The organism is Odoribacter sp. (assembly GCF_985060555.1).
In genome coordinates this window covers 1-22,668 of record NZ_CFKYFN010000096.1, presented here as the reverse complement: position 1 = coordinate 22,668, position 22,668 = coordinate 1, and the positions used below count along the sequence as shown (strand labels likewise).

General features: G+C 39.4%; 21 protein-coding genes. 7 read left to right on the top strand and 14 right to left on the bottom strand.

Annotated elements, in window-relative coordinates; genetic code table 11:
• Window positions 1-3 precede the first annotated feature (3 nt).
• From gap (AC5RDS_RS13295) to AC5RDS_RS13270, 6 genes are all read right to left on the bottom strand, one after another.
• Window positions 4-1,008: a type I glyceraldehyde-3-phosphate dehydrogenase gene (gene gap, locus AC5RDS_RS13295; RefSeq protein WP_195458036.1), complete on the bottom strand. Its 1,005-nt coding sequence runs from the start codon at window positions 1,006-1,008 to the stop codon at window positions 4-6.
• 302 nt (window positions 1,009-1,310) lie between these two features.
• Entirely contained in the window at window positions 1,311-2,351 is a 1,041-nt protein-coding gene (gene gap, locus AC5RDS_RS13290; protein WP_013610410.1) for a type I glyceraldehyde-3-phosphate dehydrogenase, read from the bottom strand.
• A gap of 689 nt (window positions 2,352-3,040) precedes the next feature.
• On the bottom strand, window positions 3,041-4,366 hold the full coding sequence (tilS, locus tag AC5RDS_RS13285) for a tRNA lysidine(34) synthetase TilS (protein ID WP_013610411.1): 1,326 nt from the start codon (window positions 4,364-4,366) through the stop codon (window positions 3,041-3,043).
• 35 nt (window positions 4,367-4,401) lie between these two features.
• Complete coding sequence (locus AC5RDS_RS13280; RefSeq protein ID WP_013610412.1) at window positions 4,402-6,276, bottom strand: ABC-F family ATP-binding cassette domain-containing protein; 1,875 nt, start codon at window positions 6,274-6,276, stop codon at window positions 4,402-4,404.
• 34 nt (window positions 6,277-6,310) lie between these two features.
• Entirely contained in the window at window positions 6,311-7,039 is a 729-nt protein-coding gene (locus AC5RDS_RS13275; RefSeq protein WP_013610413.1) for a DNA alkylation repair protein, read from the bottom strand.
• The gene (locus AC5RDS_RS13270) at window positions 7,039-9,078 is read right to left on the bottom strand and encodes a vWA domain-containing protein (protein WP_195458067.1); all 2,040 of its coding nucleotides are present in this window, start codon (window positions 9,076-9,078) and stop codon (window positions 7,039-7,041) included. The genes AC5RDS_RS13275 and AC5RDS_RS13270 overlap by 1 nt, the downstream gene beginning before the upstream one ends.
• A gap of 255 nt (window positions 9,079-9,333) precedes the next feature.
• Here AC5RDS_RS13270 and AC5RDS_RS13265 point away from each other — a divergent pair, with 255 nt between their 5' ends.
• The 4 genes from AC5RDS_RS13265 (at window position 9,334) to AC5RDS_RS13250 (ending at window position 13,364) form a co-directional block, all read left to right on the top strand.
• Window positions 9,334-10,104 carry a ParA family protein gene (locus tag AC5RDS_RS13265; RefSeq protein WP_013610415.1) on the top strand — a complete coding sequence of 257 codons (771 nt, stop codon included), beginning with the start codon at window positions 9,334-9,336 and terminating at the stop codon, window positions 10,102-10,104.
• A 105-nt stretch (window positions 10,105-10,209) separates the two neighbouring features.
• Window positions 10,210-11,112 (top strand): ParB/RepB/Spo0J family partition protein, encoded by a 903-nt coding sequence (locus tag AC5RDS_RS13260; RefSeq protein ID WP_013610416.1) that lies wholly within the window; start codon window positions 10,210-10,212, stop codon window positions 11,110-11,112.
• The gene (locus AC5RDS_RS13255; protein WP_013610417.1) at window positions 11,109-11,783 is read left to right on the top strand and encodes a DUF5683 domain-containing protein; all 675 of its coding nucleotides are present in this window, start codon (window positions 11,109-11,111) and stop codon (window positions 11,781-11,783) included. Before AC5RDS_RS13260 ends, AC5RDS_RS13255 begins: the two co-directional genes overlap by 4 nt.
• A 6-nt stretch (window positions 11,784-11,789) precedes the next feature.
• Window positions 11,790-13,364, top strand: coding sequence for a lytic transglycosylase domain-containing protein (locus AC5RDS_RS13250; RefSeq protein ID WP_013610418.1), 1,575 nt, complete (start codon window positions 11,790-11,792; stop codon window positions 13,362-13,364).
• A gap of 11 nt (window positions 13,365-13,375) precedes the next feature.
• Here AC5RDS_RS13250 and AC5RDS_RS13245 read toward each other — a convergent pair whose 3' ends face one another.
• From AC5RDS_RS13245 to AC5RDS_RS13235, 3 genes are all read right to left on the bottom strand, one after another.
• Window positions 13,376-14,419: a DUF3871 family protein gene (locus tag AC5RDS_RS13245; RefSeq protein ID WP_368318073.1), complete on the bottom strand. Its 1,044-nt coding sequence runs from the start codon at window positions 14,417-14,419 to the stop codon at window positions 13,376-13,378.
• 19 nt (window positions 14,420-14,438) lie between these two features.
• The gene (locus AC5RDS_RS13240; RefSeq protein WP_013610425.1) at window positions 14,439-14,885 is read right to left on the bottom strand and encodes a JAB domain-containing protein; all 447 of its coding nucleotides are present in this window, start codon (window positions 14,883-14,885) and stop codon (window positions 14,439-14,441) included.
• 479 nt (window positions 14,886-15,364) lie between these two features.
• Entirely contained in the window at window positions 15,365-15,832 is a 468-nt protein-coding gene (locus tag AC5RDS_RS13235; RefSeq protein WP_046404802.1) for a hypothetical protein, read from the bottom strand.
• Between the two features lie 306 nt (window positions 15,833-16,138).
• Between AC5RDS_RS13235 and AC5RDS_RS13230 the strand changes: the two genes are divergently transcribed.
• Entirely contained in the window at window positions 16,139-16,459 is a 321-nt protein-coding gene (locus AC5RDS_RS13230) for a type II toxin-antitoxin system RelE/ParE family toxin (protein ID WP_013610429.1), read from the top strand.
• 6 nt (window positions 16,460-16,465) lie between these two features.
• Window positions 16,466-16,783, top strand: a complete 318-nt coding sequence (locus tag AC5RDS_RS13225; protein WP_013610430.1) for a HigA family addiction module antitoxin — start codon at window positions 16,466-16,468, stop codon at window positions 16,781-16,783.
• 299 nt (window positions 16,784-17,082) lie between these two features.
• Here the strand turns inward: AC5RDS_RS13225 and AC5RDS_RS13220 are convergent, their stop codons facing one another.
• The gene (locus AC5RDS_RS13220; RefSeq protein WP_022159912.1) at window positions 17,083-18,024 is read right to left on the bottom strand and encodes a DUF4062 domain-containing protein; all 942 of its coding nucleotides are present in this window, start codon (window positions 18,022-18,024) and stop codon (window positions 17,083-17,085) included.
• 342 nt (window positions 18,025-18,366) lie between these two features.
• On the opposite strand from AC5RDS_RS13220, the gene AC5RDS_RS13215 reads away from it, so the two are divergent.
• A complete protein-coding gene (locus AC5RDS_RS13215) occupies window positions 18,367-18,576 on the top strand; it encodes a hypothetical protein (protein ID WP_013610432.1) in 210 nt (69 codons plus the stop codon).
• A gap of 203 nt (window positions 18,577-18,779) precedes the next feature.
• Here the strand turns inward: AC5RDS_RS13215 and AC5RDS_RS13210 are convergent, their stop codons facing one another.
• From AC5RDS_RS13210 to AC5RDS_RS13195, 4 genes are all read right to left on the bottom strand, one after another.
• Window positions 18,780-19,652 (bottom strand): hypothetical protein, encoded by an 873-nt coding sequence (locus tag AC5RDS_RS13210; RefSeq protein ID WP_175315884.1) that lies wholly within the window; start codon window positions 19,650-19,652, stop codon window positions 18,780-18,782.
• Window positions 19,653-19,935: 283 nt separating this feature from the next.
• Entirely contained in the window at window positions 19,936-20,877 is a 942-nt protein-coding gene (locus AC5RDS_RS13205) for a hypothetical protein (RefSeq protein WP_013610435.1), read from the bottom strand.
• Between the two features lie 414 nt (window positions 20,878-21,291).
• A complete protein-coding gene (locus tag AC5RDS_RS13200) occupies window positions 21,292-22,215 on the bottom strand; it encodes a hypothetical protein (protein ID WP_013610436.1) in 924 nt (307 codons plus the stop codon).
• Window positions 22,216-22,296: 81 nt separating this feature from the next.
• On the bottom strand, window positions 22,297-22,668 hold a 372-nt coding region (locus AC5RDS_RS13195; protein WP_494222367.1), incomplete at its 5' end, for a tyrosine-type recombinase/integrase.

Genomic DNA, 22,668 nt, shown 5'->3' with positions numbered 1-22,668 from the left:
TGATTATTTCACAGTTGCCATATGAGCGATCAATTCCAATACTTTGTTTGAATACCCCCATTCGTTGTCATACCAGGAAACAAGTTTCACAAAGCTCTTGTTCAAAGCAATACCTGCTTTTGCATCGAAGATAGAAGTACGGGCATCTCCTAAGAAATCAGAAGAAACGACATCTTCGTCGGTGTATCCCAGGATACCTTTCATTTCGCCTTCTGAAGCTTCTTTGATAGCAGCTTTGATTTCATCGTAAGAAGCTTCTTTAGCTAAACGGAAAGTCACGTCTACTACAGAAACGTCCAGAGTCGGAACACGGAATGACATACCGGTCAATTTTCCGTTCAGTTCGGGAATAACTTTACCTACAGCTTTAGCAGCACCGGTAGAAGAAGGGATAATATTACCTGCAGCAGCACGGCCACCTCTCCAGTCTTTCATGGAAGGACCGTCGACAGTTTTCTGAGTAGCGGTAGTTGAGTGTACTGTGGTCATCAAACCTTCGATAACACCGAATTTATCGTTGATTACTTTGGTCAGCGGAGCCAGACAGTTGGTTGTACAAGAAGCGTTTGAAACGATCGTTTCGCCGGCATATTTCTTGTTGTTGACACCCATAACGAACATCGGGGTATCGTCTTTGGAAGGTGCAGACATCACTACCCGTTTTGCACCGGCTTTGATGTGAGCTCCAGCTTTTTCTTTTGTCAGGAAAAGACCGGTTGATTCAACCACATACTCAGCGCCTACTTCATCCCATTTCAGGTTTGCAGGATCTTTTTCAGCAGTTACACGAATAGCCTGACCATTGACAACCAATTTACCGTCTTTTGCTTCTGCAGTTCCGTTGAAACGACCATGCATCGTGTCATATTTCAGCATGTATACCATGTAGTCTACATCGATCAGGTCATTGATTCCTACGATTTCGATATCGTTACGAGTCATAGCTGCGCGGAAAACCAAACGGCCGATACGACCGAATCCGTTGATACCAACTTTAATCTTTGCCATTTTTATTGTTTTTAAGTGTTATAAAATTATCATTTCCTTTCAAAAGTACGGAAAAAATTCCTGATATGGTTCAGTAAATATCGAAAAAAAATGAAAAAAACAACTCAAACGATTTCAATTTTCAGTTGGAAACGCATTATCCTGAAAGGATTTACGAATAAGTGTAATGTTGGGACAGAATACCTGATTAGCGAGTTCGTTGTGAACTCTGATTGGCGAACTTTCGGTTCTGACCGATGAATGGGGACAGGAATCTCAGCTGGGCCGATCAGTGTGGCGCTAATCAGGATTTGAAAGGAATACTAATTGCAGTAAGTCAAATGTTTTACCTTGGGGATTTCTTTTACAGTAGCCATATGTGCGATCAGGTCTAACATTTTATTGGAATATCCCCACTCATTGTCATACCAGGCAATCAGTTTTACAAATTTATTATTAAGGGCGATCCCTGCTTTTGCATCGAATATACAGGTTCGGGCATCTCCTATGAAATCGGAAGAAACGACTTCTTCTTCTGTATAACCTAAAATTCCTTTCAGTTCTCCTTCGGAGGCCTCTCTTACTGCCGCTTTGATCTCCTCATAGGTCGTCTCTTGGGCTAAACGGAAGGTCACATCTACGACAGATATATCCAATGTCGGAATGCGGAAAGACATACCTGTCAGTTTGCCGTTCAATTCAGGGATGATTTTGCCGACAGCTTTTGCTGCTCCCGTTGTGGAAGGGATTATGTTGCCGGCTGAGGCACGTCCTAACCGCCAATCTTTTTTCGAGTGAGCATCGACCGTACGCTGACTGGCTGTCGTAGCATGTACGGTAGTCATCAATCCTTCTACGATACCGAAATGTTCATGGATGACCTTGGTCAATGGGGCCAGACAATTGGTTGTACAGGAAGCACTGGAAACGATTGCGTTGCCGTCGTAAGTTTGATGGTTTACCCCCATAACGAACAAAGGTGTATCGTCTTTAGCGGGTGCCGACATAACGACACGTTTTGCACCGGCACGAAGGTGAGCTTCCGCTTTTTCACGGGTAAGGTAGTGACCTGTTGCTTCGACGACATAATCTACTCCGGCTTCTCCCCACTTCAAACCTTCCGGTTCGCGGCTGGAAGTTACGAGAATGTGGCGTCCATTGACATACAATTCACCGTCTTTGATCTCGATCGTTCCGTTGAAACGCCCGTGTACGGTGTCGTATTTCAGTGTATATACCAAATAATCCAATTCGCTCGGATCGTTGATTGCCACGATTTCAATATCGTTTCTGGTCATTGCTGCGCGGAATACCAAACGGCCGATACGGCCAAATCCATTGATACCCACTTTAATTTTTGTCATTTTTTTCTTTTAGTTTAAAATTGGTTATTTATTTAGTGTAAAAAAATCAAAATACGAGCTCTACGGACTGTAAAACAGTCCGTTTTTTATTTACTCAAACGTTTGCGTTAGGATGGATAAAAAAAAGCACTATCTGTCAGCCGACTATAAGCCGGACATTTACGATCGATAGCGCATGAAGATAAAAGGCTCAGCAAAAATAAACTGAAAATAAAACCGATAATTACTTTTTTCATTTTCATGATAATAATCTTAAGTTGCTATCTAATCATGCTTCCAAGATTCAGAATTATTATTTATGCACTTCGTTTTAATAGGTTCCTAAAAATTGATGGAACAAACAAACCTGTCGTTTCGATGGATTACCTAAAAACTTTAACGTGTGCAAATGTATAATAAAATTTTGAATCCCAAAAATTAGTAGGAAAGATTATTCAGAGCGGCTGAATCTTATTCGAACATCTCGCTTGTAGACAAGGAATTATTACAAAATGGAGGGAGAAAAAATAAAAATGTAAGTTTTTTTTGATTTTTTCTTTGAAAAAATTTGTGCAAACGTTTTAAATACCTATCTTTGTCGCGAGATATAGAAATTATATTGCTTTATAAGTGTAGTAAATTTATTGTTAGTGTGTTTAAAAAGAGGCTGTGAAGCCTCTTTTTATTTTATGATCAAATTTTATATTTTGTTATAAAATGCTGATTTGTAATATATTACTGGTAAATGAGGTGATTTTGAATCGGTCGTCCGGGCGGTTTCCGATAATCCAGGCTATTTTTTCATCCGAAAGCAATAATAAACATTCCTGTTTTTGCTTGCTGCTGAATTTTTGATCTCTGAAAAAATCACTGAGTTTTTTCTTGCTTTTTTTCATCCCGATCGGACAAAAATAGTCTCCGGCTTGCCAATTACGGATAAGCAGGGGAAATTGGAGTTTGTCGGCATCCAGACAAGCGATATCGGGTTGCTGTGGAATCACAAACTCTTCTGTACGGGGGAAGAGCGTAAATTCGACTTTTAGTTTTCCGATCGTATAAATACCTGTTGTTGGAATTGAAACGATTGTCCGGCTGCATTTGCTGTTGTCGTAAAGCCGCCAGAATATTCTGCCTCTTTCCAGGGTATGATGGCCGGCGATGAATTGTTTGCCGGGGATAGCTGTATGCGTATTCAGAATGTCACGGATCTGGACTTTGTTAAAACCGAAAGGTTTCAAGGTTTCATATAAAAAAGTATAAGGGGCGGGTGTGGCCAGCGTTTTGGAAATATGAATCAATAATTCGTCTTCCTCGCAATCCAGAATTTCTTCCTGAAACCGATGAATGCCGTATTGAAAGATTTCTTCTGTTTCTTTCAGGGTTTCGCAATTTTCGGTCATGGTATCCAGAAACGAAGGATTGATTTCTTTGAGGACCGGGATGATCTGGTGGCGTATTTTATTACGCACATAATCCAGTGAATTATTGGTGGAATCGGTCCGAAACCCCAATTGGTGGTCTTCTATGTATTTCAGTATATCTGTCCGCGAACATGGGAGCAGAGGACGAAGGATGTCTCCGTTGATGGATTTTATACCGGTTAGCCCTTTTATACCTGTTCCCCGGCAGAGATTGATCAAAACGGTTTCGGCAACATCGTCGGCATGATGGGCGACGACAATGTAATCCATCTTTTTCTTTTCTTTCATTTCCCGAAACCAGGTGTAACGGAGTTCGCGGGCTGCCATTTCTACACTAAGTCCGTTTTCGCGGGCATACTTCAGGGTATCGAATTTTTTGACGCTGTGAGCGATGCCGTAACTATCACAGAAACGTTTGACAAATTGTTCGTCCATGTCCGATTCTTTACCCCTTAACGAAAAATTGCAATGCAAAACCAACATCTTCAGATTCAGGTATTTGAATGCATGTAACATGCATATGGAGTCGGCTCCGCCGCTGACGGCCAATATAAATCCTGCATCCCGGGAGATGTGATGTTGTTGAAGAAAATTTTTAATCGTTTCCTGGATCATAATATGAATAAGGTAAAAAACTATAAGCCGGATGATCAGATTTCACTGAGCTCTAACCATCTCATTTCTTTTTCGTCTAAGATAGCGATTATTTCAGCAATACGGTTGGATTGCGCTACTAGTTCTTCGGGGGACAGGTTGCCGGAATTTAATGCGGTTTCGATGATTGTTTTCTCTGTGTTCAATTGTTCCATGTCTGTTTCGAGCTGTTGCATTTCCTGGCGTTCTTTAAAGCTTAGTTTGCGTTTTTTCTCTACAGAATTATTCGGAGTGGATTGGGGCTGCTCTGTTTTTTTCTTTTCTTTTTCAGTTTTCTCCAGTTGTTCTTTTTCTTCTTCTTTTTTATTCTTATAAATGGTATAATTACCGGGGAAATCTTTAACGATTCCGTTCCCTTCGAAAGCAAAAATCCGGTCGACCACTTTATCGGTGAAAAAACGGTCGTGGGATACGATCAACAGACAACCTTTGAAGCCTTTCAGATACTCTTCCAGTACATTCAACGTGATGATATCCAGATCATTGGTTGGCTCGTCCAGGATCAGGAAATTCGGATTGCCCATCAATACGGTAAGCAAATACAATCTTCTTCTTTCCCCTCCGCTCAACTTTTCGACCAGGGAATATTGCTGTTTGTCGGTGAACATGAAATATTCCAGGAATTGAGAAGCGGACATAATTCGCCCGTTGCCCAGATCGATGCGTTCGGCAATGTTTTTTACGATATCGATCACCCGGTCCGTTTCATTGAAAGCGATACCGGATTGTTTGTAGTAGCCGTAAACCACGGTTTCGCCGATCGAAATCGATCCGCTGTCCGGTTGCAGATTTTGGGTAATAATATTCAGGAACGTAGATTTGCCCACTCCGTTTTTCCCGACAATACCGATTTTTTCTCCCCTGACGAATTTATAAGAGAAATCGCGGAGTATACAATGCCCGTCGAAGCTTTTAGATACATGGTCGAGTTCCAGGATTTTTTTACCCAGTCGTTTACCCTGGATGTCCAGTTCCAATTTTTTCTCTGTCGTATTCTGAGAGGCTGTTTCTTTGAGTTTGTAAAAGTTGTCTATCCGGTATTGTGCTTTATGACTACGGGCCTGAGGCATCCGGCGCATCCATTCCTGTTCGGTACGTAACAGGTTACGGGCCTTGTCGATGGCGGCATTGCGGTTTTCGATCCGTTCCTCTCTTTTTTCCAGGTAGTAAGCATAGTTACCCGAATAAGAAAACAGACCGAATTCGTCGATTTCGATAATCTGATTGCATACCCGGTCCAGAAAATACCGGTCGTGAGTGACCATCAACAGGGTGGCATTCGATTTACCCAGGTATTCCTCGAGCCATTCGGTCATTTCGATGTCCAGGTGGTTGGTCGGTTCGTCCAGGATTAAGAAATCCGGATTACTGATCAATACTTTGGCCAGGCCGACTCTTTTTTTCTGTCCTCCCGAAAGCTGACCGATTTTTTTGTCATAAGTATCGATTTTCAGTTCCGAGAGGATTTGCTTGATCGTTGTGTCGTAATCCCAGGCCGAATGGATATCCATTTCGGGAATCAGTTTTTCTAAAGCTTCGGTATGGTTGTGCGCAACTGCTTCTTCATAAGCTTTAATCAGCTTCAACACAGGAGAATCCGAGTGGAATACTTCTTCGAATACAGAATTTTCGGGATCTAAAGCCGGATCCTGGTCCAGGATACCCACTGTGATGTCGTTTCTGAAAATTACCGTCCCGCTCTCCGAGGTATCTTTTCCGGCAATAATCCGCAAAAGCGTGGATTTACCCATTCCGTTTTTGGCGATCAAGGCTACTTTTTGTCCTTTACCGATCCCGAAAGATATATTTTCGAATAACAGTTGCTCGCCGAACCGTTTGCTGAGATTATCTACTTGTAAATAACTGATCATAATTTTATGTGTAATACGGGACAAAGATAAGAAATTAATGACTACTCAGGTATTTTTTCCGTTCTTCTTCCGGGAAGTGCTCGATGGCATAGCGGAGCATGGTGCGGGGCATCCGGCTGGAACGGGAAGATAAAAAGTCTTTCAATACCTGACGGTCTTTTTTGCCGGTTTCACGGAGCAACCAGCCGACGGCTTTGTGGATCAGATCGTGGGGGTGGTTCAGAAGCAGGTCCGAAATAGCCAGACAGTCCCGGAAATCTCCTTGCCGGACAAAATGCATACAGCTGACTATAGCTATCCGCTGTTCCCACATATTGGACGAGTGGGCTAAAACATACAATATCCCGCGGTCTTTATCTGTCAACCATACTCCCAAAAGCTTGTAGCAGGTGAGGTCTACCAAATCCCAATTATTGATGTTTCGGGTTTGTGAAAGGTAGAAATCGACGCAGGTTTGCCGGAAAGCTTCGTCTTTGTTTTTAGTAAATTGGTCTACCAGGATAAGCAAGCCGGTTAGCCGGATTTCATGGTAGGGAGAAGAGATCAACTCGGCTAAGACCGGAGGTGTTGCTTTACGGTATTTCAGTGCTATGCTTCTTTGTTCGGGAACGGTGATTCCCAGGAAAAGATCTCCTTCTCCGTATTGACCTTTCCCGGTTTTGAAAAAACGGGAAAGGTGTGCGGCTTTATCCGGATTACCGAGGGCATTTAATTCGGCTATGATGTCTTGTGCCGTCGGAGTGGCATGGGTTTCGGGCTTCATCAGTTCAGTTTTTTTCGCCACACCAGCTGCTCCAGCAATAAAGCCGATACAGCGATCAGGATAAACCAGCCGGTGAGGTATTTGTTATTATCTTGTAAAACAATCTCTTTTACTAATTCGCTATTGTGATCGAAGCAGGTTGTTTTAATATCTGGCACCTTGCTTCGGGGAAAATATTGGCTTAGTTCCTGTTCCTTACAAAATTCCATTTGTGATTCGGTACGGTCGTAGTTCCAGGCCAGTACATCGACCAGACGGTCTTCCTGGTATACTTCGAATAATCCTGCTTCTTGTATGGTCGTTGCGTTGGTGAGTTGCAGGTCGCCACTGAAATTTTTCCGCACCTCAGGGATAAATTCAAAGGTGTGGTTTTCGTTCCGGATTTGCAGGGGTTGGTTGGTCTGGATCGTTCGGGTATTCAGAAGTACGGGAGCGGTGGTATTCAGAAAGTAGGAGGTATGAAGACCGGTATTGACCTGAAAAGCCATGTTGACCAAAAGTGGTACGAACAAAGGATGAAATACCAGATCACTGTCGGTGGGCAGAAAGTTGAAAGCAGAAAGGTAAAGATTTCCTTTGCCGTAATGCCGGGATACCAATAGAGGTGCCGAGTGTTTATCCGATAATAAGATTTCGGTATGGGCGGGTAAAATAAGCCGGTAATACTGACGGATTTGAGGGAGTATTGTTTTAATATCCGGTTGTTCGAATGCATCCCGGAATAAGGCTGCCTGGGTTTCGATATGAGCGATTACGGTATTGGTATCCCGTTTGTCGTAGCGGGGAGCTTGTATTTTTTGTAAGAATTTATTCTGAACTTCGGGAGAGGAAGAGGCCGGAAGAACCAATAGATTGCCTCCGTTCATCAGATAGTCTTCCCACATGCTTTCCAGACCCGTAGAACTGTCGGTCAGACCGTCCAGGATAATCAGGCTGTAGCGGGGAAGGTTTTGCCGGACTGCCTGGTTGACAGGAATGGAGATAAAACTAAAATGGCTGGAATCCGAAAATAGTTTTCCAAAATAGGGATTTTCCTCCTGTTGCCATAAATACAGAATTTCGGTATTTTCACTGACCGGATAGGCAAAATAAAATGTATTGTCGAAAAGGACCGGAAAATCGGAGATTTCTACCGTTCCCTTATAAAAGTCTTCTGCTGTGTTCAGATAACTGATTTCAACCTTCTTTTCGCTATGGGCTTCGAGATCGGTTTGGATGATGCTGCGCTTTTTTCCGTTGATCGTCAAGGTGAGCGGAATATGGTGAAAATCCCTGTCTGAAGTGTTGACCAGGGTGATATATACTGTTTCGGATTGATTTTGTTTATGGAAGGCTTGCCCGAAGTTCACTTCTTTGATATAGAGATTACTTCGGTTTTCAGGTTTCATCATCAGAAAGACGGATTCCAGGGTTGAGTCGGTGGTGATGTGTTGGAAATCACAGTTCTTTTTCTGGAAATCAGAAATCAGGAATAGCGTACCCGGCTGGTTTTCTCCCGATTCTTTTACTTCTTTATAGACTTGAGAAAGTGGTTTAGTGGCCGGGCTGATTTTAAGATTCCCGATAGCCTGGAGCATTTTTTCTTTATCCAATGTGACCGGAAGAACTTTATCATTGGTGAACAAGCTGAAACGGCTACCGGCGGGATAGGTATCGACGATGTCGAAAAGATGTTTTTTCGCTTCTTCGAAAAGACTTCCTTGCGAACCTGTATTGGTCATCGAGAAAGAATTGTCGGCGTAGATAAAAATCCGGGGAGTGGTCGTTGCGGGCAAAGCTTTTCCTTCCGGGTTGAGATAGGGGGTAGCAAAAGCGATGACGATACAGCTTAAAGCTAATAGACGCAGAAACAACAACACTAAATTTTTTAAACGTGAACTGTTTTTCTTTTGCTTTTGTAAAGCTTCCAGAAAGTTGAAGTTGCTGAAATAGACTTTTTTATATCGCTTTAAACTGAACAAATGTAATAGAACAGGTATAACCAATAACAGTAATCCGTATAGAAATACCGGATGTAGAAATTGAATGACTGATAACATAAATACTCGATTTATCGATTAAATATACCTGATTGAGGGTACCGACTATTTGCGGGAGTAAAAGTAGCAATAATTTCTGTTTTTCGGGATAAGTTTATCCCGGAGAGTGAGGCGGTTTGTATATCTCTGACTGTCAGTTTGAAAAAATGAATTGTTAGTAAAAAAGCCGTTTTTGTTATTAAAAAGGTATTCAAAAATCAAAGAGATAATTTTTTTAATTGTACTTTTACGACAAATATCATAAAATGGGAATTTATGTCTAAGATCATTGCTATTGCAAATCAAAAAGGTGGTGTCGGAAAAACAACAACTTCAGTGAATCTTGCTGCCAGTCTGGCAGTTTTGGAGCAAAAAATTTTGTTGGTAGATGCAGATCCACAGGGAAATGCTTCGTCTGGATTGGGATATGACGTGCAAAAATTAGGAGATTCGACCATCTATGAATGTCTGGTCGACGGACTGGAAGCAGAAAAGGCAACATTGAAGACTGAGATCGACCGTTTAGCTTTATTACCTTCTAACATTAACCTGGTCGGAGCTGAAGTAGATATGATGAATCTGGAGGACCGTGAAAATATCATGAAGAAAGTGCTTGCACCGGTGAGGGATAAATACGATTATATTCTGATCGACTGTTCACCTTCTTTGGGACTGATTACCGTAAATTCACTGACAGCTGCCGACTCTGTGATTATTCCGGTGCAATGTGAGTATTTTGCTTTGGAAGGACTTGGAAAATTGTTGAGTACGATAAAACTGATTCAGAAACGGTTGAATACCGATCTGGAGATCGAGGGATTTGTGTTGACGATGTACGATGCCCGGTTGAGGTTGTCGAATCAGGTGGTTGAAGAGGTGAGAAAGAATTTTCAGGATATGGTGTTCAAGACATTGATCAACCGGAATACGAAACTGGCAGAAGCTCCCGGATTCGGACAGCCTGCTATCCTCTACGATGCAAATAGCCGTGGATCTGAAGACTATATGTTGTTGGCACAAGAGTTGATTAAAAGAAATTTGGAATAAAAGTAGATCTACATTAAAATAAATACAGAAGGAAGATTTTCGATTTACGATCGTATCCCTTTTTTATATCGAATCGTAAATTTATAATCAAAATGAAATAGAGTTATGGCAAAAAAAAATGTATTAGGACGGGGGCTGGGAGCCCTGATTGCTGATGCGGCTGAAGAACCGGTGACCAGAGAGATTGTCGTATCGGCCATACAAGAGTTGAATCTTGCCGATATCCGTCCCAATCCTTTTCAGCCGAGAACGGAGTTTGACGAGGAGGCTCTGAGTGAGTTGGCTGCCTCTATTAAAGCGATAGGAATTGTACAACCCATTACCGTAAGGGCTGTCGAAGAAGGGAAATATGAGATTATTGCCGGAGAAAGAAGATTCCGGGCTTCCAAATTAGCCGGCTTGTCGACTATTCCGGCTTATATTCGTAAAACAGAAGACGATAGTCTGCTGGAATTAGCTTTGATCGAGAATATTCAGCGTGAAGATCTGAATGCGATCGAGGTTGCCATCAGTTACCAGCGTTTGATAGATGAATGCAATCTCACTCAGGATGGCTTGAGTGAGAGAGTAGGGAAAAAAAGAGCTACTATTGCCAATTATCTTCGTTTATTGAAATTGCCTGCTCAGATTCAATTGGCTGTCCGGGATAAAAAAATTTCCATGGGACATGCACGGGCGATATTGGGAGTAGAGGACCCGGATACCCAGCTGATGATCTTCGAACAGATTCTGGAGTATGATTTCTCGGTGCGGAAAGTGGAAGAGATCGTCCGGGAATTGGTACATCCTCAGGTGGAAGAACCTGCAGAGGCTCCGGTCGTTGAAGATAAACCGAAGAAGAGTAACGAGATCGGAGATTATATCGAGTTGCAAAAACATCTGTCACGGCGTTTCGATACCAAGGTGGAACTGAAACGCAATGAAAGCGGGAAAGGAAAAATTATTATAGGCTTTAAGTCTGATGCAGAACTGGAAAAGATCATCGAGTTGTTGGATAAGATTGAATGAGAAAAATTGTTTGTTTGATAGTAGCCATTCTGGCAGGACTTAGTGTGAAAGCATTGAGTTTATCGCAAGATTCGGTGACTCAGCTAGTAACTGCCGACGATACGCTTAAAGCTTTTGAGAAGATCGTCCGGAAACCTCATTCTCCTCATAAAGCCACGATTATGGCTATGCTTCTTCCCGGATCGGGACAGATATACAACGGACAATGGTGGAAAGTGCCTATCCTGTACGGGGGTATGGCTGCCGATATTTATGGTATTGCCTGGAACCAGAAGCGTTTCAAGGAGTATCGGGATGCTTATGTCGAATGGGTGCAGTATCTGGATGCGAAAGCCAAAGATCCGGATACGCCTTATCCGCAAAATCCCGCGTGGGATAAAATTCCCAAAGCTTTCGATGTGGAGACCGATCCTTATTTGCAAACATCCCAGGGACAAACCTGGTTTAAAAATACGTTGAGTAACCGGAAAACTTCTTTTAAGCGGAACCGGGATTTGTGCTATATTGTGATGGCCGCTATTTATGCCATTAATATTATCGATGCCACGGTGTATGCGCATTTTTATGATTTTGAGATAGATGATAATCTGAGTTTTAATTTACAACCTACTTCTTCCTATAGTCCTGTTAGCGGAGGAAGTATCGGTTTGACTTTAACTTTTAATTTTTAACGCGAGATGATACGTTTTTTGTTTTTTGCTGTATCCTGTCTGCTATATCATGCTGTATGCGGGGTGAATGTGGTGTCTAAAGATAGTGTTGCTTCGGTAGAGCAAGATACTGTAATTGAAAATCAGATTATAACGGATTCTATTCCGGAATCTTTTCTGGAGAAATTGGATTATTATTATACGAGCTGGTATACAGGGAAACGGGATAGTACTTATTATGTCGATTCGCTTTGTATAGCAGAGAGTTGTAAAAATATTGTTCCCTGTAACGATTCGGTTTATCTGTTGCGTTTGGATTCTTTACAATCTGCCGTTCCATTGTCGTTCAACGATATTGTCCGTACGTACATCGAACTGTATACGGTGAAAAAACGGTTGCAGGTAGCCAATATGTTAGGACGGAGTGAATATTATTTCCCCATTTTCGAAGAAGCGTTGGATGCAGAGTGTATGCCTTTGGAACTGAAATATTTGCCTGTAATCGAGAGTGCTTTAAATCCGAAAGCTTTATCCAGGGCGGGGGCCTGTGGATTGTGGCAATTCATGTACGGCACAGGGAAAATGTATAAGCTTGAAATCAATTCCTATGTCGACGAACGCCGTGATCCGGTAAAAGCAACTCAGGCGGCAGTTCGCTATCTGAACGATCTGTATGCTATTTATGAAGACTGGATTCTGGTGATAGCTGCTTATAACTGTGGGCCGGGGAATGTCAATAAAGCGATTCGTCGTTCCGGAGGAAAAAAGAATTATTGGGATATATACTATCATCTGCCTAGAGAGACCCGGGGATATGTGCCCGCTTTTATCGCTGCGAATTATGTATTCGCTTATTATAAAGAACATGGCATTTTCCCGATAGAATCAACCTTGCCGCCGATGTGTGACAGTATTATGGTGAACGATGCTTTGCATTTCGAGCAAATTGCGGCCAAGCTGGATTTTTCTGTTGAAGAATTGCGTGATTTGAACCCTCAGTACCGGGCCGACGTTATTCCTGCCGGTTTTGGAAAATCGTACGCTTTGAAGATGCCTTATAACCATATCGGTAGTTTTATCGATAATCAGGATTCTATTTTTGCTTGTAACCGCAGTAAATATTTCAACGATAACGATCGGACCGCCGATCCTAAAAACCGGATTAAAGTGCATGCACAGGCTTTGGGACAGGACGGACGGGCCCGTTTGGTATATACTGTGAAAAGTGGTGATGTACCCGGAGCTATTGCTATGAAATTCAATGTCCGCTTGGCCGACCTGAAATACTGGAACAACCTCAATAAACGGATGACGATCCGGCCGGGGCAAAAATTGGTGGTGTATGTACCTGAGAAAAAAGCCAATCAATACAAGAATAAGGCTGCTTATACCGGTAAGGAAGATAACGTAGCCTCAGCCCCGAAAGTCGAAACGATCGATGGTGAGTTTGTATTGTATACCGTCCGGAAAGGAGAAAACCTTTGGTCTATCGCCAAGAAATATCCGGGAGTATCGAATAAGGATATTATGCGCTGGAACGGAATCTCTGAAAATCAGGTCAAAGACATTCGTCCGGGACAAAAGTTAAAGATAAAGATTTAGTTTAATTTTTTTCAAATGAACCATCTATACTCTGAATCTCCTTGTACGGCTCTGCTTAATCCCTCTGTAAGTTGTGTAGCGTTCAACGACCTATCTAAGAAGTTATCAATATAAGAACTCTTATTTGCTCCTGTCAATAAGTTGTAAACTCTCCACATACTGATACTGTTTCCCTCTTTAGCAAAGTTTTCATCTATATAGTAATTCCTTGCTATCGTGTTAATCTGGCTGTCCGTCATTTCCATGTTAGGCAACATACGCTTTTCTTTGGAAGGCAGGCATTGATACATACGGCTCTTCCCTAAGAACTGTGCAAATTGGTGTTCTGTCAGGCTGTACTTCTGAAACTCCTGCATAAAGCGTAAATGCTTGTTTGCATCGTATTTGCTAAACAAGTCCATTACTCCCCTAAACAGGTCATAATGATTCATGGCTCTAAGGTCAGACTGATAACCGTCTGTAAAAGTACATAAGTTACAACATACCTGATTCCTAAAGCCAATAGCCACACTAAAATGTTCTGTACCCTTTTTGCTCATCAGGTTTTCATGGTTATAAGCCCTGACACCTGTAATACATAAATTCAGCCTGTTCCCTGCAATATCAGAGTAAATAGTAGGAATCTCAAAAGCAAACGCCATCCGTTCATAGTAAATCGTTTTGTCCGTTTCCAATAACTGATTAACGGGTTTATGTATGGCTTCTGGAATCCTGCCTTTGATAATATGGCTAACTATGATTTCAGGTGTATCAATCTGTTCATTCCTGAAAAACTCCTGTGCTGCCTTATACACCGTTTCAATAAATACAGGATGCGATACGGTCAGTTCATTATCCTTGCTAAATACAGGCACAATACAATCATTCTTTAGGTGCTGTATATCTACCTCTGTTGTATTGGCATTGATAAAGTGTAATCCCTTTGGTTTTGGGAATAGGGTTGTGTAATCCTTAAACGGACTTTCTTCTGTTACATCAATGTAATCAGAATATTCTTCACCAAATAAGGCAGGATCGACCTGTTGTGTTGTTGATAATAATCTAAGTGTTTCCATGTTGTGAGTTATTAATGAGTTATAATACTTTGTTGTCTGCAAAGCTGTAATAGTCCTCATTGTTAATGAGTAAGTAATCAGCTAATTCAATATCGAATAGGTAAGCTGCCAACTTAATTTGGTTCTTCAAATCCTTTTCTGCATCATTAGGTTCTAAGTCACCACTTGGAGAATTAGACACTACAATAATGCTTTTGGCATTGGCAAGTATGGCAGCCTGCAATATAAACTTGGTTTCCACTATGTCATAAGTGTGTGCCGATTCACTAACGGTCATTACACCTAATACCGTACTATTGCCACTTAGTAATATGACCTTAGTCGTAATATGGTGCTGTATCGTATCTTCATCGTAGAACTGCAAAGCAAATTCAAAGGCTTCATAAGGACTGACTAACCTTACCTGCTCTGCTTGTTTAACTGTTGGATAAATGAGTTTTACCTCGTTTGGTCTGAATGATTTCATATTTGTGATAAATTGAATGGTTGTACTTTGATAAAGAAGGGAGAACCATTCAGCCCTCCCAACCTTTTGTAAAATATATTGGCATACCTTTCCTTAATTGGCATCTTATAAAAAATGAGAGAGAGCATTACACCCTCTCTCAACGCACAATACCCCTATATAGAGTATCAATGCACCCACAACATGCCTGTAAGTATATAAGCCATATCTTTAGTCCTGAATGTGGGTATTTCAGGTATATAATGGAGTAAATAAATTGAATTGGTTATAACTTCTAATCTGGATATTTACTCATACATTCTATTTGTAAATACCCTTACTAATGCCAGATAGAAGTTATTTTTTGAATTGGCAAGTCTGACAAAATATAGGGTGTTTGTTCCTGTGCTAATTCAACCATAATATAAAACAAGAGAGAGCTGTAAAGCTCCCCCTTGCCGACTTCACTGCTCAATATAACAGTTTTGTCCCCCTATACGTCATTCCATAATCAGAGCAAACTTTTTAATCTTGGTCTTGGTTGCCACTCCATGAAAAGTAGCAGGAACTTCTTTTTCTCCTGCTAATACTATGGTCTTATCCAATAACAATTCAACGAGTGCAGGAACAAACATATTCTTTGCAATGGAGTAAATGAATTGCAGTTTGTCCTTGTACTTCTCCTGTACCGTTTCATTGCAAGGGATTTCGCTTGGAGTGGTTAAGCCATCTTGTGATTTTCTGGTGAGTATGGTGTATTTGAGTTCGTAAACTTCTTCATCTTCTCCTCTGGTACAAATCAGGTAAAGGTCGTTCAAGGTTTCCCCTTTAAAGCCAATGACCTTTAGTTCTTCACCAACTTTTATAGCTTCTGGGAATACTGCAAGTTGGGTTTTCAATGTTTCAGCGAGTGCGCTAACGTCTTTCTGTACATTTCCTTGTGCTATTAAATACTCTTTTCTGTTCATAGTTGTGGGGTAAAATAAAGTGTTAAACATTTCGTTTTTATGCAGCTATTGGGTAGGGGTGTAAATGGTTACACTACTTTACTGCTTGAAATAAACACTATATTTCAATTTGACCTTTATATTGTCATGGGGAGGGGTATTTTTTCAGCTAAGGTATATATGTGTCTGCTATATTTAAGTTGGTGAATTTTTCTCTAAAGTGTATATATAAGCCAATTTTTCAAGTTTTTCCACCAAAATAAAATTCACTAATTGAGTGAATTTATCGATATAATTTCCTATCTTTGTGGAGTAAAATAATACAATATGATTGTAGAGTTTGAACAGGAGTATTTAAGTGAGCTATACAAAACAGGGCAATGTAAAAGTAAAAAATACAGGTTTCAGCCTAACGTTGTCACTAAGTATAAAAAATGTATAGACATTCTTATATCTGCTAATCGAATAGAGGATATATTTCCATTTCGTTCTTTAAACTATGAAGTCCTAAGTGGAGATAAAAAAGGAATATCATCTATCAGGGTAAACTCACAGTACCGCATTGAGTTTACAGTAAACAAGATAGAAGATAAAGAGCCTGTTCTGACCATTTGCAATATACTTGAATTGTCTAATCATTATAAATAAACGATTATGAACAACGACTTAAGACCATATATGCCAACCCACCCAGGCGAGGTATTAAAAGACGAATTACAGGCAAGGGGAATCAGCCAAAAGAAATTTTCTTCATTGATAGGTGTTTCTTATACAATGCTGAATGAAATACTAAACGGTAAACGCCCAATATCTGCTGATATGTCTTTACTTCTTGAAGCAGCATTAGGTATTGATGCTACTATCTGGAATAATATGCAAAGTCGCTATAATCTTGAAACGGCAAGGCGTGATACTTCTTTCGCATCTAAACTTGACTCTATTCGTCAAGCATTTAGTGCTGCCTGTTTTTAATAGCATAAATATATTTCCACTCCTAAAATTCAGGTGTCCATTTTTTATTTATATAATACATAACCTGTGAAAAAAGTGGACAGCTAAAAGAAGTAAGTATATACCCCTGTTTTTTGAGTTGGCATAAATGAGAGGCTGAAAATTAAAGCCAAGTTATTTCTAAAGTTAATCTATTGCAGTGAGACATTTTCATTTTGTGGTACATAAAGAGAGTCCATATAATTTTGTCTCACTCTCTAAAGTTCATATATGTATAGTCTATTGGCTTGTAAAGGTTTATGTCTAAAGAATAAGTTTGATTATTCAGTAATTAATTCTTTCAGTAATAAAATAGCTTTCCCTTCACCTGATTTCCAGACTGTATCAGTCTTAATATCTCTTATTGATATGCATGAAAAAACAGTATCTTTAAAATAGGCTTCTTCATTTTTTACATTATTATCAGTGAATAAAAGTTGAGATAATATGGTATATTCTTTGTCGTTTTCTATAGTCCACATAAAATCCTGATTATTACTTTCGATAACCAGTGTATTGGTAATAGTATCAGCAATTAAAGGTTCTAAAATTTTGATTTTTACGGCAACTGTAGCACCATATGTGAATTTGAAAGTATCACAACAAATCTTGGATAAAGGAAATAAACGTCCGTCTTTTTTTATTTTTAGAATGACCTCCTTATTTACATACAATTTAGGTGTTAATTGAAAACGCTCAAAGTAATATTTTGATTCTTCCATTTTATCTTTAAACTCTGCCGAATTTGATGGATATTTATATTGACCAATCAAAGAATCGATTTTCCTTTCTAATTTTTCGACTAAATCTGTTGCATTTATAAAGCGGTCAATAGTATGATTTTTTTGTAATTCTTTCTTAAATAATTCTAAAGATTCATGCTTTTCTCCAAAATCGATATTATCAATCTGAACTGAAGCAGTCTCATCAATTAGATATATTAAAATTTCCTTATCTTTTTCTATGGCTTTTTCATACTCTAATTGAGTGTAAGATTTTCCGCTTTCTTCCTCTATACTTCCCCAACGATTGGCAATAATACCAATGTATATATTCGATTGTTCAACCTCTTTTAGGCAGGTTGTTAATGGAGAATCTTTACGAGCTCCAAATTCTTCCATTCCAACAATATTAACATCATATCTTTTTAGCAATTCCCATACAGCTTTTCGTTCTTTGACTAAATCTTTATAAGTTGACGATATGAAGATTGTTTTTTTCATAAGGTTTATTATTTTTTTCAAATATATATGATTTTAACTTATAACTATAATTTTTGCTCCCTAAACTTAGTCTGGTGATAAATTTTGAAAAAGGTATATAAGACATAAATTCTAGATTTTCTCCACCACCAATCCTTTTACAAGTTAAGACTGTATTCTGGTCATTATTTTCCTGTTCTGCTAAGGATGCCAATAAAAAATGAAGTGTAATTTTGAGTTGGTAATCCTGTTTCAACTGTGCGCTATGTTCTTTAGTTTGTGGGGGTTGCCTTTAGTACCTTTGCATCATAATTATGCGAAGATAAATAGTTTTTCAAATCCCACTTTCACAATCATTGCGCAATGAACAATAATGATAAAGGAGTTATTGCTTCTGGTTGGTTTGGACTGGAACATCACAGGGAAATACATACGGTTGACTTTTACCGTCATATTGGAATGGAAACCTTGTGTAAGCTCTATCCTGAAATATTTAAGCCAGAAATTTGGCTGTCTGAAAATCCACCTCAGATTAAACAGCCTAAAAAGAAGTTAGTAAAGCGAAGCAAGTAAGATTGTTGTAAATGAAGAAAGCCGTATTCCTTTTTAGTTGGGAGTACGGCTTTTGTCGTTTAATAGCTAAACCTTTAGGTGGAAAAATAGCACTTTTCTTACAAAACATTCAGCCTCTGTAAGAGGTGCAAATGTCGAAATAGTGACTAATGGAGAGTACACCGTCAGGTGGACTCTCTGAAAACAAGGAGTAAAAGCACATCCTAATCTAAATAAATTACTGTTTTAGGCTTCTCAGGTTCTGGTTCTAATACCTTGCCATCAATAATTCTGACAAAGTAATTCAGACTGCTAATGTTATCAGGTAACTGGTCTGTTCTCTTTTCCAATCTTTCTTTTATACCTTCTGCGCAACCTGATACACCTAATATCCTACCTATTAGCCTATGGTCATAAGGAGGGCAAATTATTCTCTTACTTTTACAAAACTCATAAATGGCTGTATATGCTTCCTTTAGCTTATCCCATTCATTTTGTGGCATTTCTATTGGTGGATAGCCATTGTAAAATAATCCCTTCCTAATAGTATATCCTTCTCCTTTTTCATTTGGAGTAACTAAACCATATTCCTGGCATTGCTTCATTAGTCCTGCAATAGTAGCATAAGAGAGATTCATTTGTTTCTCCATGTCCCTGTAACTGTACAAAGTAGTATCAGTAAAATTCAGGCAAACACATTTCAGCATCAGAATAAAGCCCTTAATAAATGACTGTTCTTTTAGTGGTAAATCACCTATCTGAACATCTAATAACTTACGGTCTGCCATAATATAACAGGTATCTGGAATCTGCGTAGAATAGTCAGTTAAACGTCTGGGCTTACCTTGTGGTGTCTTACCACTAAAATAGCTGTTGGGGGTGGTAAATCCTTTTTCTGCCAGTTCTTTCAAATACTTTTTCAAAGTTGATTCAGGAATACCTGTTTTATCCCTAAGTGTCTTATGAATTACATGTGATTCTCCTGTATTAAAGTCAGAATAAAACATGAGTGCCAAAAATGTGGCTGCCTCTTTATTGTTCAGGCGAATATGCACATCATTTCGTATTCTCCTGTACGATAATTTATTTTCGTCCATAATTTTCTGCTTGATATAAATTCCATTTTCAAATCAATTTTCCTGAAACCGGATATTAGTTATTAGTTTTAGTTATTAGTATATAGCTCAGTAATATATCAGGTGGAGGAAGTAAAATATATCACCTGAGAAAATCGTCACTAAACTGTATCTGAACACTGTTTTTTTGATGTCAGGGTGTCCCGTTTTGGAAATAAAGCATATCTCCAATCCTGTTTTTAGGACTTTGGCTTTACCCATAGTGCACATCAGAGCAAAACCAAAGTATTCTTTTAAGTTGGAATTATTGTTTCAGGTCAGCCAGAACTGAATTAAATGCTTCCTCATAGGCTTTCGCTTCCATGCTGTGACCTTTAGCGGCAATAAAGTATTTCTCCCAATTGGTTTTATTTATAGCATTCAGCACCTGTTCAACCTTAGATAAATCAGAATCATGGTTTTTATAGAAGGCTTTCAATCCTGCCCCCAATCTGCCGTTTAGTTTGTCAGTTGTCAGGAATGGGTGTTCTTTGCAGATTTGGCAAATGGCATCACCAATCGTTTCAGTTGCCTTAGATAGCTGAATCCTTTTAAAGTCATCCATTGTCTTATAGCCCTGTTGCAGTGCTTTCATCTGCTTAGGTGTTAAACTGGAAGTACCAAAGGTGTAAACATTCATCAGGAATGCCGTAATGAACTTTTCTTCCCTCTTACTCAGGATATGGTCTGTGTGCTCATCATTGGTTGGGATTTTGGAATTGTAAAAATCATCATTTTTCCACGGCTTGCCATTGTTTCGCAGGGCAATGTATTGTAGCACGTCCATGCCTTCTGGAATTTCCACCTCTATATAGCTGGGTTCTGCTTCCATGTCAGGGAACATAAGGGCTACTGTCCTGTGTTGCCCATCGACACATACCCCATCGTATAGGTGGTATTCACTTTCTGGAACTGTTTCCATTTCGATTTTGAAATTACTGATAGTAGGAATACCTTCCCCTTTTTCTCTTTTCAGTACAGGTTTTAACAGACGCCTGCCACCCAATTTATTTTGTGCCTGTTCTATTGGGAGAAATTCAACAGGCATAGTAGGAATAAAGCCCATAGCTTTAATCTTGTTGTAGGATTCTACCACATTGGCTTTATCAATCTCACTGCGGTTACCTTCGATAAATAGTAAATTTTTCATACCATTTTTAATTGAGTTCATTACTGCTGTTTCATTTACTGATACTGAATTTTCCATAATGTTTGGTTTTTAAAAATTAATACTTCATTTATTCAAACAATCGTAAATGAGGTGGCCACCGTCAATTGTTGATTGTGATACAAAACTACTTCTCTGTTAAGGCCTGTGTTATAAAGAATGAATGCCGTTTCGTGGTTTATTCTTTAGGTATTATCAGAACTCTTGTTTTGTATTGCAAATCAACTCAAATCTGAAAAGCTGTGTTATAAAGAATAAGTGCTAATTGACAGGCTATTCTTTAGGAGTTTTCAGCTCTGTTTTGATTGCGAAAGCGAAGTTGGGAAAATCAATGTAGGAGGGTTATAAAGAATGGGAGTAAAAGGATAGTGTATTCTTTAGATAGTTGAATATGAATACACTTAGGTGGTATTTAGATATAAAAATTCCCTGCCGTATGACAGGGAGAAAAGATTACCAAAGTCTGAAATTAATAGTTTCGTTTGTATGGTTGTTAGGTGAGGTCCTGTATATGTCCTGTGGTTTCATGTCCCATTTAGGGGTATAGTTCCGTTTTTCCAGACAGGCTATTTTGGCATTCAGGTTATTTTCATCATCATTCTCTGATGCAAGGTCTAAGAGTTCAAGAAAGTCAAGCGTTAGGCGTATGATGTTACTTTTAGGTTTTATGTTGGAATGAGTAGTTAAAAGGTGATATGTGCCCATCATCATCAGGGCAAATGCAGCATCCAATTTTCTGCCTTTGGAGGAATAGACCGTTTTTAGTTCTTCCTCTGCTTCTTCTTTGTTTTCTACTCCTAAAAAGGTATGCAAATATTCTTCCAAAGCACCCACAAACCAACCTGCGGTATTATCTATCTCTATTCTTTCTGCTCCTGCTTCAATTCTGATTGGTAGAGGTGTTTGGAATCCTGTTTGTTTATTGGTAGTTGTGATATGCCCTTTTAGAAAGGTAAGGAGTTTAAGCATTTCAGGACGGATATGTTTAGAATATTGGTCGAACATATCCCTTTGCTCTAAATAGTCAATATCAAAATTAGAATGGTCTTTGCCAAAGTTGTCGTATTTCCTGTATAATACACTTGCAATCCATAAGCAACAATATATCTTTTCCTCGTTTTCAAAGGGAGAGTATTTATTTATGATGGCTTCTAACTTATCCAAAAATTGATTGTCACATTCAGCTAAATGTATATGTGGAATATGGTTTATGTGTTCATTATTGACCTTTAGAAAATCTTCTACTCTATGATATTTAGCTTCAAAAGCCTGTTCTATTTCTGGTTGAATATGGAAGCGTTGATATGCAAAGTATTCTGTCAGCCAAGGTTCTATATCTTTGAGAATAGAAACGGGAAAAAGATAGGGTTCTGCCATAATAAAAGAGTGTTTGTATTAGTAGAGCAAAATTAAAAAAATACCCCCTCACTCCAATTAAAGAAGTGAGAGGGTTTTGGGTTAGTTTTCTTCTGTATAAAGTTTTTGTTTTAGTTGGTTCATGTGTCTGCTGGTATTTTTATTCATAACCTGTGCATAGGCTGCTTCTGTTACGCGTATGGAGGAATGTCCTAATAATTTACTGACAATTTCGATAGGAACGTCATTATTTAGCAGTATTGTACTGGCGAATGTTTTACGTGCTGTATGTGTGGTCAGCCGTTTATTGATACCTAATATTTCTGCAATTTCTTTCAGTAGGCTAGGCCAACAGCGCTTTTCCACCTTGCGGTGGTAAGTTTCCACTAACCTGCCCCCGAACCGTACGTACATGTCTCCATGTATACGGCTCTCCATTGTCAACATAACTTTATTAATCATAGCTTTTGTGGA

Coding starts and splice junctions, on each gene's coding strand:
- AC5RDS_RS13275 (WP_013610413.1), bottom strand. CDS start 7,039: ATGAAGCCCGAAACCCATGCCACTCCGACGGCACAAGACATCATAGCC.
- AC5RDS_RS13230 (WP_013610429.1), top strand. CDS start 16,139: ATGATTGTAGAGTTTGAACAGGAGTATTTAAGTGAGCTATACAAAACA.
- AC5RDS_RS13210 (WP_175315884.1), bottom strand. CDS start 19,652: ATGGACGAAAATAAATTATCGTACAGGAGAATACGAAATGATGTGCAT.
- AC5RDS_RS13260 (WP_013610416.1), top strand. CDS start 10,210: ATGGCAAAAAAAAATGTATTAGGACGGGGGCTGGGAGCCCTGATTGCT.
- AC5RDS_RS13205 (WP_013610435.1), bottom strand. CDS start 20,877: ATGGAAAATTCAGTATCAGTAAATGAAACAGCAGTAATGAACTCAATT.
- AC5RDS_RS13265 (WP_013610415.1), top strand. CDS start 9,334: ATGTCTAAGATCATTGCTATTGCAAATCAAAAAGGTGGTGTCGGAAAA.
- AC5RDS_RS13240 (WP_013610425.1), bottom strand. CDS start 14,885: ATGAAATCATTCAGACCAAACGAGGTAAAACTCATTTATCCAACAGTT.
- gap (WP_013610410.1), bottom strand. CDS start 2,351: ATGACAAAAATTAAAGTGGGTATCAATGGATTTGGCCGTATCGGCCGT.
- gap (WP_195458036.1), bottom strand. CDS start 1,008: ATGGCAAAGATTAAAGTTGGTATCAACGGATTCGGTCGTATCGGCCGT.
- AC5RDS_RS13200 (WP_013610436.1), bottom strand. CDS start 22,215: ATGGCAGAACCCTATCTTTTTCCCGTTTCTATTCTCAAAGATATAGAA.
- tilS (WP_013610411.1), bottom strand. CDS start 4,366: ATGATCCAGGAAACGATTAAAAATTTTCTTCAACAACATCACATCTCC.
- AC5RDS_RS13280 (WP_013610412.1), bottom strand. CDS start 6,276: ATGATCAGTTATTTACAAGTAGATAATCTCAGCAAACGGTTCGGCGAG.
- AC5RDS_RS13215 (WP_013610432.1), top strand. CDS start 18,367: ATGAACAATAATGATAAAGGAGTTATTGCTTCTGGTTGGTTTGGACTG.
- AC5RDS_RS13220 (WP_022159912.1), bottom strand. CDS start 18,024: ATGAAAAAAACAATCTTCATATCGTCAACTTATAAAGATTTAGTCAAA.
- AC5RDS_RS13225 (WP_013610430.1), top strand. CDS start 16,466: ATGAACAACGACTTAAGACCATATATGCCAACCCACCCAGGCGAGGTA.
- AC5RDS_RS13245 (WP_368318073.1), bottom strand. CDS start 14,419: ATGGAAACACTTAGATTATTATCAACAACACAACAGGTCGATCCTGCC.
- AC5RDS_RS13250 (WP_013610418.1), top strand. CDS start 11,790: ATGATACGTTTTTTGTTTTTTGCTGTATCCTGTCTGCTATATCATGCT.
- AC5RDS_RS13270 (WP_195458067.1), bottom strand. CDS start 9,078: ATGTTATCAGTCATTCAATTTCTACATCCGGTATTTCTATACGGATTA.
- AC5RDS_RS13235 (WP_046404802.1), bottom strand. CDS start 15,832: ATGAACAGAAAAGAGTATTTAATAGCACAAGGAAATGTACAGAAAGAC.
- AC5RDS_RS13255 (WP_013610417.1), top strand. CDS start 11,109: ATGAGAAAAATTGTTTGTTTGATAGTAGCCATTCTGGCAGGACTTAGT.